10 protein-coding genes are annotated in these 11973 nt (G+C 56.2%); 7 read left to right on the top strand and 3 right to left on the bottom strand.

What is annotated here, in order from left to right:
* Nucleotides 1–46: 46 nt before the first annotated feature.
* Nucleotides 47–508, bottom strand: coding sequence for a VOC family protein (locus IB237_RS17010; RefSeq protein WP_192489861.1), 462 nt, complete (start codon nucleotides 506–508; stop codon nucleotides 47–49).
* 117 nt (nucleotides 509–625) lie between these two features.
* Here IB237_RS17010 and IB237_RS17005 point away from each other — a divergent pair, with 117 nt between their 5' ends.
* On the top strand, nucleotides 626–1510 hold the full coding sequence (locus IB237_RS17005; protein ID WP_192489860.1) for a LysR family transcriptional regulator: 885 nt from the start codon (nucleotides 626–628) through the stop codon (nucleotides 1508–1510).
* Nucleotides 1511–1525: 15 nt separating this feature from the next.
* Here IB237_RS17005 and IB237_RS17000 read toward each other — a convergent pair whose 3' ends face one another.
* Together IB237_RS17000 and IB237_RS16995 are read right to left on the bottom strand one after the other, a co-directional pair.
* Entirely contained in the window at nucleotides 1526–3649 is a 2124-nt protein-coding gene (locus IB237_RS17000; RefSeq protein WP_192489859.1) for an ATP-binding protein, read from the bottom strand.
* Nucleotides 3646–4386 (bottom strand): response regulator transcription factor, encoded by a 741-nt coding sequence (locus IB237_RS16995; protein WP_192489858.1) that lies wholly within the window; start codon nucleotides 4384–4386, stop codon nucleotides 3646–3648. The genes IB237_RS17000 and IB237_RS16995 overlap by 4 nt, the downstream gene beginning before the upstream one ends.
* 239 nt (nucleotides 4387–4625) lie before the next feature.
* Between IB237_RS16995 and IB237_RS16990 the strand changes: the two genes are divergently transcribed.
* The 6 genes from IB237_RS16990 to IB237_RS16965 all read left to right on the top strand — a co-directional run bounded on the left by IB237_RS16990 (nucleotide 4626) and on the right by IB237_RS16965 (nucleotide 11951).
* Nucleotides 4626–5618 carry an ABC transporter substrate-binding protein gene (locus IB237_RS16990; protein WP_192489933.1) on the top strand — a complete coding sequence of 331 codons (993 nt, stop codon included), beginning with the start codon at nucleotides 4626–4628 and terminating at the stop codon, nucleotides 5616–5618.
* A 113-nt stretch (nucleotides 5619–5731) separates the two neighbouring features.
* Nucleotides 5732–6757 (top strand): ABC transporter substrate-binding protein, encoded by a 1026-nt coding sequence (locus tag IB237_RS16985; protein ID WP_192489857.1) that lies wholly within the window; start codon nucleotides 5732–5734, stop codon nucleotides 6755–6757.
* 86 nt (nucleotides 6758–6843) lie between these two features.
* The gene (locus IB237_RS16980) at nucleotides 6844–9075 is read left to right on the top strand and encodes an iron ABC transporter permease (RefSeq protein ID WP_192489932.1); all 2232 of its coding nucleotides are present in this window, start codon (nucleotides 6844–6846) and stop codon (nucleotides 9073–9075) included.
* Complete coding sequence (locus IB237_RS16975; protein WP_192489856.1) at nucleotides 9072–10133, top strand: ABC transporter ATP-binding protein; 1062 nt, start codon at nucleotides 9072–9074, stop codon at nucleotides 10131–10133. Before IB237_RS16980 ends, IB237_RS16975 begins: the two co-directional genes overlap by 4 nt.
* Before the next feature lie 28 nt (nucleotides 10134–10161).
* Entirely contained in the window at nucleotides 10162–10989 is an 828-nt protein-coding gene (locus IB237_RS16970) for an inositol monophosphatase family protein (RefSeq protein ID WP_192489855.1), read from the top strand.
* A 119-nt stretch (nucleotides 10990–11108) separates the two neighbouring features.
* Entirely contained in the window at nucleotides 11109–11951 is an 843-nt protein-coding gene (locus IB237_RS16965; RefSeq protein ID WP_192489854.1) for an inositol monophosphatase family protein, read from the top strand.
* The last annotated feature ends 22 nt before the right edge of the window (nucleotides 11952–11973 follow it).

The following is an 11973-nucleotide window of genomic DNA, read 5'->3' as shown; positions in this document are numbered from 1 at the left end:
TTTTTTGATTGTGGGGATGTTGTTGCTTGCAGTTCCGTTGGCTGGATCAGGGAAGCACTTCTGCAAGTTCGATCAAATTGCCGTACGGATCGCAGAAAAATGCGAGGCGGCGACTGATCGCCAGCAGGTCAAAAGGTTCGGTGATGATGGTAACGCCGCGGGCACGTAGCGTTTGCACTGTCGTGTCGACACTTCCGACAGTGAGGCAAAAGTGATGGTAACCGGCATATTTCAGGCTATCGCCAAGGTCGGTATAGGGGCGGACATCAACTGGTGAAGGATCGCCTCCGCCCAAAATTTCGAGGTAAAAATGATCGTCGTTTGCGGGGGCGAGATATGCCAGTTTTTCGTCGGCATAATCCCATTCCGCAATAACCCGGAAATCAAGTTTTTCGACGTACCACCGCTTGACTGTTTCAAGGTCAGGAGTGCGGACAGCGACGTGATGGCCGCGCATATCGGCAAAGGGGGAGGCGGTGTTTTTGGCTGGAGGGATGAAGTCAGTCATGATCGGATCTCCTTGACGCGCCGGCAACAGCACCGGTTTACGAGGAGAAATCTGGACCTTTTTTATAAGTTCGATTAGACAGATAATACTCTCATCAATGATGAATGAGGTTCATCAATGCGCGCTACTGAACTATCGGAATTGTCTGCCTTTGATGCTGTTGCAAGACACAAGAGTTTTCGGCGCGCAGCAGAAGAACGCGGGGTTACCGCTTCGGCAATCAGTCATGCGGTCAGCAACCTCGAGGCACGAGTCGGGTTGCGCTTGCTCAATCGAACCACACGCAGTGTTTCGTTGACCGATGCCGGCGCCATGTTGATTGCACAAGTGTCGCCTGCCTTTGGTGATATCGGATCTGCACTTGATGCGTTGAACCAATTTCGCGATACGCCTTTCGGGAAGGTCCGCATCAATGCACCAAGTTCAGTCGCGCCATTTGTTTTTCGCTCTGTCCTTGGACCGTTGATCGCACAGAATCCCAACCTTGAACTGGAGGTGGTGGCGACCGATCAATTGGTTGATATCGTGGAAGAAGGTTTTGATGCGGGTATTCGCCTTGGCGAGAGTCTTCGTGATGGTATGACCGCAGTAAAGATTAAGCCGCGCCTGCGTTTTGCCGTCGTCGGGTCTCCCGATTATTTTGCGCGGCATGCGCTGCCCCACTCCCCGGATGACTTGAGCGATCACTTTTGCATCCGCAATATCTACCCCAATGGCACGCCTTATGCCTGGGAGTTTCGCCAGGCGGGTAAGACAATTGAGTTTCAACCGACCGGATCGCTCTCGCTTGACGACCACGAGCTTATGGTTGAGGCGGCTTTGTCTGGGACAGGTCTTGCCTATGTCTGGGAGGAACGAGCGCGCCCCTACATTGCCGATGGGAGGCTTGTGGAATGCCTTGCCTCATGGAGCGCGCCCGAGGACTGGTTATATCTGTACTATCCATCCCGCAGGCATATGGCTGCGGGATTGCGCGTGGTTATCGAGGCATTGCGTGTCTAATTCCCGCCACCGCCTCTACGGCGTCATGCTTGGCTGCAAGGTTTGAGAGGGTGTGAGGGGGAAAATCAATTTGATCGAGGTGCCCTGTCCAAGGGTTGAGTGGATATGGGCCTCTCCGCCACTTTGGCGAACGAACCCATAAACCATTGCCAAGCCAAGGCCCGCTCCACCATGTTCTTCACGGGTTGTGAAATAGGGTTCAAAAGCCTTGTCGACGGCTTCGGGTGCCATTCCGATACCTTCATCGGTCACATCAATGATCAGTACATCTTTTTCCGATGATGCGCCGATGGAGATCAGGCCACCCTTTGGCATTGCGGCGGCGGCATTCAGGCAAAGGTTGAGGATCGACTGCTCAAGAAGGGCGGGGTCAAGCGGAATGGTTGGCAATTCCTCGTTGAGATGAAGTGTGATATGGCATTTCGATCCAACCGCAATCTCCAGAATATCCGCCATGCCACGCAGCAGGCTGGTGACATCGATGTGCTGCGCGTGGATCGGTTGCTGGCTGCCGACCGTCAACATGCTCGAGGCAAGTGAGCGCCCGCGGTCGGCGGCTTTGCGAATACGGGTGATATGGCGTTTCTGACGGTCATTGAAACCGGCCTCGCGTTCCAGCAGGCCGAGGCTGCCCGTTATGATGCCGATCATGTTTCCGACCTCGTGACTGACCTGATGGGTCATACGCATGATGCCATCCAGTCGCTGGGCCTTTACGGCTTCTGCTTCCTGGCGGTCCAGAGCGGTGACATCACGCGCCAGCATCACGATGCCGCCGTCCGGCTGGCGTGAGAGTGAGATTTCAATGACCTGCCCGTCAACGCGATGCCGGATAAAGATGCGGTCTATCAACGCGCCGCGGTCACTATCTGATGGCAACAAGGACGGATCGATTTCCGGAATGGGTTCCACAAAACGTCGCAATGGCAATTTGCGAGAGGAACCTGAGCGGCCAACAAGCTCGATAATCCGGCGGTTCATGGTAATCGGCCGGCCGCTCGGGTCAAACAGCGCGATGCCTTCATTCATGTTGCGGAAGGTTGAGCGGATGGTGCGGGCCGCAGCCTCTGCGGTGCGGCGCAGCCGTGAGACACGATCAACGCTGTCATGAAACGCGCGAAATGCGTCGAGCAGCTGAATCAGTTCCGTTTCCGGCCCGCGATAAGATGGCGGGCCAACATCCTTATCACCCTTGGCCAGCGCGTTCATGCCATTCGACAGCGTGACGATGCCGCGTGAGACACGCATGACCGAGCGAATGGAGAAAACCGCCATGACCAGCACCAGGAAGGACGCAAGCGCGACGATGACCAGCAGACGGCTGAGCGCATCGGACGTGGAAAGCAAATCCTCGTTCAGGCCACGGGCAATTGCATCGCTTTGGGTTTCGGTGGCGTGGGAAAGGTCACGCGACACGGTGTGAAGTTTGGCGACCGAGGCGCGTATTGCAAACATTTCAAGGAGATATTGAGTCTGTGCCTTGAAGACGCGCTCATAATGCAGCAGTTCGAAGGCGGCAAGGCGTTGGCCCGGATATCCTTCCTGACGGGCAGTTGTTTCCGAGACATAACGACGGCGCAGTTCGCCGAGCTGGAAAAGGCTGTCAGAGGTTGAGGCGGCTTGCACGATGCCGTTCATGCGTTGGCGCAGATTGGGGTCTAGAATGCCTTTGCCGGTGGCGATTTCGCCAAGTGCGGCGGCAGCATCTGCCTTGTGAACCTGCGCTGCATCAGCATCCTTGACCAGATCGAGCGTCTGTGTGCGAATTTGCTGCAAGAGTTCCGCAATTCGGTCGCTGGCAAACCCCGGAATGCGTCGCTCGTCCTCTTTCGGTGTTATCATGGAGAGCAGGCTGTCGACCTGCTGCACCACCGAGCGGCTTTCGCTGGATACCCGGTAGGGCGAGGCGGCGTTCATCAAGAAGGGTGCGCTTGACACCAGATCCGACACCTGCCGCGAAACCAGCGATACCTTGCCGAGGCTGGAAAATGCCTGCACACCGTAAGCGGCCATCTCATCACGGGCCCTTTGCAAACCATATATGGCGATTGCCGAGAGGCTGAAGACCAGAACGCAGATAAACACAATCGCAAAAGGCAGGCGGAACGCAATCGACGACAGAAATGAACGATTGATCACGGGGACAGCTCGGCTTCGTCGGTATGCAGCACATATCCTTTGCCACGTCTTGTCTTGATATGGCGCGGCAAGTCCGGGTTTCGTTCGATTTTGCGGCGTAAGCGCAGAACCAGCACATCGACATTCCGGTCAATGTAGCGGTCGCTTTCGGAGCCCAGGCGGTCGAGGATTTGTGTGCGACTGACCGGCTGGTTCGGTGTTTCCGCCAGAATTTCAAGCAGCGCAAATTCCGCTGTTGTCAAAGTCTTGCTTCGATCAACAAGGCAAACGGCCTGATGGGCATCATGATCAAAAACCCAGTCCCCGAGATGTAGGGCTGAGCGACTGTGATCGCGTTCGCTGTCTTTTTCGTGTTTCAACGATGGAATGGTCCTGCGCAACACCGCCTTGATGCGCGCAGTCAGTTCGATTGGCTCGAAGGGTTTCACCACATAGTCGTCAGCGGCGGTTTCAAGGCCGAGCACCCTGTCTATGGCGCTGCCCGCTGCCGTTACCATGACAATACCGATATCGACCTTTGTACGCAGCCGCTGGGCAAAGGTCCGACCGGATGTGCCGGGCAGGTTATGGTCCACTAGCACGAGCTGCATGGTGTCCGTTGCCAAAATTGCGTCCGCTTCCTCGGCAGATCGCGCGCAGGTCGGCACCCAACCCTCAGCCTCGACCAGATCGGCAATAAGTTCGGACATGTCTGGATCGTCCTCGACGATCAGAATCTTTACCTTCTGATTGAGCACTGCGTATTCCTCCCGCAGCTATCATAAGCACGCTCTTTGCGATCTTCAAAGCTTCGGTGATTATCGGAAATGTCATATTTGTAATAAATGTCATGTTGTTGGGCGCTTTGGTGAAAGATTGGTAACCATTCTTCGATTGCGGCGGCGGCAGTATCTGACATGCTATATGCGGAGATTGGAACGGGGAGGTTCCAAGCAGGGAGGCTCAATTGAGAGCAGTGACCGCTTTTGCGGCAAGCATGGTCTTATGGCTGTGCGGCGCAGGCCATGGCATGGCCGAGTCGAAGTTGAACGTCCTGTGCGGCGTCGACGAGGCTTGGTGTGTGACCATGCAAAAAGCATTCGAAAGCAAGATGGGTGTCGAGATTTCGGTGGTTCGCAAGAGCACTGGCGAAATTCTCGATCAGATACGCGCCGAACGTGAACATCCGACCATAGACGTATGGTGGGGCGGTACTGGCGATACCCATTTGCAGGCCAGCTCGGAAGGTTTGCTCGAAGAATACCACCCCGCCAATCCGAATGACCTGTTGCCCTGGGCACAGAATTTTTATGCAATGTCAGGGTCGCGCTCGGCAGGAATCTATGCCGGTGCGCTGGGATTTGCTTACAATACTGAACTGCTGGCCGAGGCGGGGCTGCCAGCGCCGACCTGCTGGAAGGATCTGGCCAAGGATATTTATCGCGGCCATATCCAGTCTGGAAATCCGAATTCGTCGGGCACGGCGTTCACCTTGCTTGCCACGCTTGTGCAGCTGTTTGGCGAGGACGAAGCCTTCAGCTTCATGGCGAAACTCGATCACAACGTCGTTGCCTACACCAAGGCAGGTTCAGCTCCGGTCAAGGCCGCCGCCCGGGGAGACGTGTTGATCGGAATTTCCTTCATGCATGATGCGGTGACGCAGAAGATTGAAGGGTTTCCGCTGGCAATCGTCGCGCCCTGTGAAGGGACCGGATATGAGATTGGTGCGGCCAGCATCATCAAGGGCGCGGCCAATCTGGTTCTTGCACGTGCCTTTGTCGACTACGCCTTGAGCCCGGAAGCGCAGGCAACCGGTTTTAGCGCCGGTCAAAACCAGGTGCCATCCAATGCCAAGGCAAGCCTGCCGCTGACAGCGCCAGACATATCGATGATCAAGATGGTGGATTATGACTTTGCCACCTTCGGTCTGCCAGAAGAACGAAGTAGGCTGTTAGCCCGCTTCGACAATGAAATCCACCCGACGCAATAGGGTCGGCAATTCAAACAACAAAAACAAATAGCGCAGCACTGCAAGTGCTGCGAACGGCAGCGCCATGTTCAAACGCTGTCCCCCATTCAGACGCAAGCTATAGGAGGATACCCATGCGACTGACTATACTGACCAGCCTGCTTTTTGCCGGTACTGCACTTGCCACCACCGGTGCTCAGGCCGCAGGCGAGCTTAACCTGATTTGCTCTGCTGACGTTGTCATCTGCGAGCAGATGAAGGGCGACTTCGAGAAGTCCCATGACATCAAGGTCAACATGGTGCGCCTGTCGTCGGGCGAAACCTATGCCAAGGTTCGTGCAGAGGCGCGCAACCCGAAGACCGATATCTGGTGGGCCGGTACTGGCGATCCACATATGCAGGCTGCATCTGAAAACCTGACGCTGGAATACAAATCGCCAATCCTCGACCAGTTGCAGGATTGGGCCGTGAAACAGGCGGAAAGCACCGGTTACAAGACAGTTGGCGTTTACGCCGGTGCGCTCGGTTGGGGCTACAACACAGAAATCTTCAAGTCCAAGGGTTACAAGGAGCCACTGTGCTGGGCTGATCTTCTGGCTCCGGAACTGAAGGGCGAAATCCAGATCGCCAACCCTAATTCCTCCGGCACGGCCTACACGGCACTTGCTTCGCTGGTGCAGATCATGGGTGAAGACCAGGCCATCGATTACCTGAAGAAGCTCAACGCCAATATCTCGCAATACACCAAGTCGGGTTCCGCACCGGTCAAGGCGGCTGCGCGTGGCGAAACTGCGGTTGGCATCGTCTTCATGCATGATGCGGTGGCGCAGACGGCAGAAGGCTTCCCGGTCAAATCGATCGCGCCGTGTGAAGGTACCGGTTATGAGATCGGCTCCATGTCGATCATCAAGGGTGCCCGCAACCTCGACAACGCGAAGATCTGGTACGACTGGGCGCTGCAGCCGGACGTGCAGTCTCGTATGAAGGATGCCAAGTCCTTCCAGTTGCCGTCCAACAAGACGGCTGAAGTGCCGAAGGAAGCGCCGAAGTTCGAGGACATCAAGCTGATTGACTACGACTTCAAGACCTATGGCGATCCTGCCAAGCGCAAGGCTCTCTTGGAGCGTTGGGATCGTGAAGTCGGCGCTGTCGCCAACTGATCCGAGACGTGACGGCCGATGCCCCGACCTTTGGTTTGGGTGTCGGCCTCAAGTTCATTATCAGCATGAAAATAGCGAGGTTGGCCATGACGCGTGGCAATCGCAGGCTGGACGTTGTCCTGATGCTTGGGGCAGTGGCCCTGTTTCTTCTCCCCTGGTACCGCATCGAAGGCGGCTTCTACAGTTTTCGCTGGTTTTCGGAGTTCTTCTCCGCGTCCAGTAACGCGCCAGGTATTCTGCAAATTCTTGTCTACGGCAAGCCGTGGCTGATTGGCATTGCGCTGATTTTCGTTGGTGCATGTGCTGTCAGGCCAATCGCGGATCCAATGCGACGCGGCAAGCTGCTGGCATGGATCGGTGCGATAGGTCTGCTATTCCTTAGCCTACAGGGGCTGGCGATCGGTTTTACCGGCTGGACATGGACCATTAGCGAGACCCTGTTTGGCCAGCTGGCCGATGGTCAGCCGTCGATTGGTGCCGGTGGCGTCTTGATGTCGCTGGTCTTTGTGCTGTTGTTTGCTTTCGGTCTTGCCGAACGCGGCGTAATGAAGGGTGATGCCTTTGTCGTCGGTTCGATTTCGGTGCTGGTTTTCCTCGTTACCGTCTTCGTGTTCTATCCGATTGGCAGCATGCTGATTGCCTCGGTTCAGGACTTTGACGGTTCTTTTAATGCCGATGGTTTTATCCGCAATATCCAGGATCCAGGTATCTGGAGCCTCGGCTGTGTGCTCGGGGAAGAACGCTGCGGCGTCGCCTGGCGGACATTGTTCCTCGCCCTGATGACTGCGTTCGGCTCGACCGTGCTTGGGCTTGGTTTTGCGCTGGTCGCAACCCGCACCCGTTTTCCGTTCAAGAGGGGGCTGCGTCTGCTGACGGTATTGCCGATCATCACGCCACCCTTTGTGATCGGTCTTGCGCTAACGCTTCTGTTCGGTCGCGCCGGTGTTGTCACGCAGGGACTGTCTGATCTTTTTGGCATAGAGCCGGGTCGCTGGCTTTATGGCCTAACCGGCATCTGGATTGCCCAGGTTCTGTCCTTTACCCCCATTTCATTCCTTGTGCTGATTGGTGTTGTTGAGGGTGTAAGCCCATCGATGGAAGAAGCGTCGCAGACGCTGCGGGCCGATCGCTGGCGCACCTTCTGGCGCGTGTCGCTGCCGCTGATGAAGCCTGGCCTCGCCAACGCCTTCCTCATTGGTTTCATCGAAAGCATGGCCGATTTCGGCAATCCGCTGGTGCTCGGCGGTAGTCATGGCGTTCTGTCGACTGAAATATTCTTTGCGGTGGTCGGTTCGCAGAACGACCCGTCACGCGCAGCCGTTCTGGCGATCATCCTGCTCTGCTTCACACTATCGGCTTTCCTTGCCCAGCGTTTCTGGCTTTCGGGCAAAAATTTCGCAACGGTTACCGGAAAGGGCGACAGCGGTGCCCATATTGCCCTGCCGCGCGGCCTGTCGATTGGTGTACACGCGGTTGTCGTTCCGTGGATGCTGTTCACCATCGTTGTTTACGGCATGATCCTGGTCGGTGGTTTCGTGAAGACCTGGGGTCTCGATAACTCTCTGACCTTCGCACACTATATCCGTGCCTTTTCGGTCAGTTTTGCAAACGGCTCCATCGCCTGGACAGGTGTCGCCTGGAATTCGTTCTGGACGACAATGGAGATTGCGTTGATTTCGGCGCCGCTGACTGCTGCTGTTGGCCTGCTGACAGCCTATATCATCGTCAGACAGAAATTTGCCGGTCGCAATGTCTTTGAATTTGCCCTGATGATGAGTTTTGCCATTCCCGGCACGGTCATCGGTGTGAGCTACATCATGGCTTTCAACCTGCCACCGGTGGAATTGACCGGTTCGGCTCTGGTGCTGATTGCCTGTTTTGTTTTCCGTAACATGCCGGTTGGCGTGCGCGGCGGCATTGCGGCGATGAGCCAGCTCGACAAGAGCCTTGATGAAGCGTCGCTGACATTGCGGGCCGACAGTTTCCGCACCATCAGAAAGGTCATCCTGCCATTGCTGCGTCCGGCCATCACGGCGGCACTCGTCTACTCTTTCGTGCGTGCGATCACCTCGATCAGCGCCGTGATTTTCCTCGTCAGCGCGGAATACAACATGGCAACCTCCTACATCGTCGGTCTCGTTGAGAACGGTGAATATGGCGTGGCCATTGCCTACTCCTCAATGCTCATCGTGGTGATGATCACGGTCATTACCGGCTTCCAGCTGCTGGTCGGCGAGCGTCGTTTGCGACGCGAAAACCGCGTCGCAGGCCTGCAGCCAGCAAACTCCGTTCCTCTCTCTCAGGAGAAAACAGCATGATTTCCGTAAAGCCCGGTTCCGTTACCTTTCAGAATGTTCGCAAGACCTTTGGTTCCTTCGTTGCCATTCCAGACCTGTCTCTCACCATTGAGCCGGGAACCCTGGTGACACTGCTTGGTCCATCCGGTTGCGGCAAAACGACAACTCTGCGCATGCTGGCTGGTCTTGAACACCCAACCGCCGGACGCATCCTGATTGGCGGCAAGGATGTCACCATGCTGCCCGCCAATGAACGTGACGTTTCCATGGTTTTCCAGTCCTATGCCCTGTTCCCGCATATGACCGCGCTCGACAATGTCGCTTATGGCCTGCAATCCTCAGGGCTACGTAAAGCAGAGGCGCGGGAAAAGGCCGAAGAAGGCCTGAAACTGGTGGGTCTTGCGGGTATGGGTCACCGTCTTCCAGCCGAGCTTTCAGGCGGTCAGCAACAGCGTGTTGCTGTTGCCCGCGCACTGGTGCTTGAACCACAGGTGCTGCTGCTTGACGAGCCGCTTTCCAACCTTGATGCGCGTCTGCGCCGCCGGGTCCGTACTGAAATTCGCGAGTTGCAGCAGCGTCTGGGTTTCACGGCCGTTTACGTGACGCATGATCAGGATGAGGCGCTTGCGGTCTCCGACCGCATCATCGTGATGAAAGATGGCGAGATCGCGCAATCGGGCTCTCCACGCGAGCTTTATGAAGCGCCGGCCTCATCCTTCATCGCCGACTTTATGGGTGAAGCGAATGTCATTGGTTGCGAAGTGGTTGGCATCGAAGGTCCAAATGCGCTGATCCGCGTTGGTGGTGTCGACCATCGTGTACCGGCTCGTGATGCAAAAACCGGAACGGCACAACTGGCGGTCCGCCCCGGTTCTATTTCGATCGGGCAACCCGGCGGTCAAGGGTTGGCTGGTCGGGTGCTGCACAGCGCATATCTGGGCGGCCATGTCGAATACGAAGTCGAGACGGATGTCGGCACGCTGTTCATTATCGATCATGCGGTTGAAACCAGCCTTCCGCCGGCAAGTGACGTGACGCTCGGGTTCAAAAGTCGCGGCATCGCCTTGATCCAATCTTGAATTCAACCAAGTGCATAGGAATGATGAAATGACCAAGCATGATATCGGCTTCGATCAACGCTTCGAACTGGCGAAGTCTCTGGCCGCAGAAGCGGGTGCGTTGGCACTCGACTACTTCAACAAACGCGATACACTTGTTGTCGAGACCAAACGCGATCTTCAGGACGTCGTGTCGATTGCGGATCGTAATGTCGAAACCTTTCTACGTGAAAGGGTGCTCGCGGCCATTCCGGAAGACAGCTTTCTGGGTGAAGAATTTGGCCTGCAGGACGGAACATCTGGTTACACCTGGGTGGTTGATCCGATCGATGGCACGGCGCCTTTCGTCAACGGTCTGCCAACGTGGTGTGTATCGATTGCCGTGTTGCGTGGCGGTGTGCCAGTGATCGGTGTCATTCAGGTGCCTTGCATGAACGAAACCTACGCCGCGGCGGATGGCATGGGTGCGACCTTGAACGGTAAATCCCTCAAGCTTGATCCAAGCCGCACCATCCAGAATTCAATGACTGGTATCAGTTCCAACACCATGGTGACGCCGGAACTGGTTGGCTCGATCATCACCGATCTGCTCGCCCGTGGCGGCAGTTTTATCCGCAATGGTTCGGGTGCCCTGATGTTGGCGTATGTGGCGGCCGGACGCCTCGTCGGATACTACGAACCTTATATGCGCGCCTGGGACTGCATGGCCGGTTTTTGCCTCGTGAAAGAAGCCGGTGGCCGCTTCATGCCATTCCCGGCAGAAGGTGAAGCGCTGCTGAGCGGCCATCCGGTTCTGGCTGGCAATGTCTCTGCCTATGATGAGCTGATAGTGCTGCACAACACGTGCTACGTCACGCCTGCCACAGCCGTCGCGTAGCGCCGAACGGGAGATAGTCATTCACAGGATTGGCGATATCAAGCGCCGCCTGTTGCTTGCAATCAATGAACACGTGTGCAATATTGCACGCGTGTTCAAATCGATTTGATGGTGATCTCGTGGAAAGCTTGCATTACGCCGATACGCTTCAGGCTCGCGCCGATCTCTGCCGTGCGGTCATCCGCTCTGCCGGAGAGCTGGTTCTTAAGGGTTTTCATGGTGAGGCCGAGCGCAGTGTTTCGATGAAAGGTCCACAGGATTTTCTCACCGTCACGGATGCTGCTTCCGAGGCGCATATCCGCAGCATGATTGAAAAACATTTCCCTGATGACACCTTCTTTGGTGAAGAGGGTGGCGGACATATCGGTGCCAAAGTGTGGGTCGTGGACCCTGTCGACGGAACTGCCAACTTTGCGCGGGGTATTCCGCATTTCTGCATCTCGATTGCCTATGTTGAAGATGGTCGAACAGAAATCGGTGCCATCTATAACCCGGCACTCGATGAACTATATTTCGCCGTTCGCGGCGAAGGCGCGACACTCAATGGCAAGCCGATCAGTGCATCCGGAACCCAGCGTTTCGATGCCGCGTCCATCGAAATGGGATGGTCGACACGGGTATCCAACGACACCTATCTCGGTGTCGTCAAAAATCTGCTCGATATGGGGACCAATGTCCGGCGTGCTGGATCAGGCGCGCTTGCTCTGGCCTATGTCGCGGATGGCCGCTCAGACGGTTATCTGGAACTACATATGAATTCCTGGGACTGCCTTGCCGGACTGCTGTTGGTCAGTGAGGCTGGAGGCGATGTCTGCCCGTTCTTGGAAATTGGCAGCCTTCGTGATGGCGGGGCAGTTCTGGCCGCCGCGCGTGGCGTCGCAGCAGGCGTAAGCAAGGCATCCGCCATTCCGCTGGCGGTGATTGAAGCGAGCGGCGCGAGACCGGTTTCGTCGGTCGCCTGAATAAATTTGCAGTGATGAATGA

Origin of the sequence: Agrobacterium sp. AGB01, assembly GCF_014851585.1 — a bacterium.
Taxonomy (GTDB): domain Bacteria; phylum Pseudomonadota; class Alphaproteobacteria; order Rhizobiales; family Rhizobiaceae; genus Agrobacterium.
The sequence above is the reverse complement of the archived record's forward strand: the minus strand, read 5'-3'. Positions and strand labels throughout refer to the sequence as shown.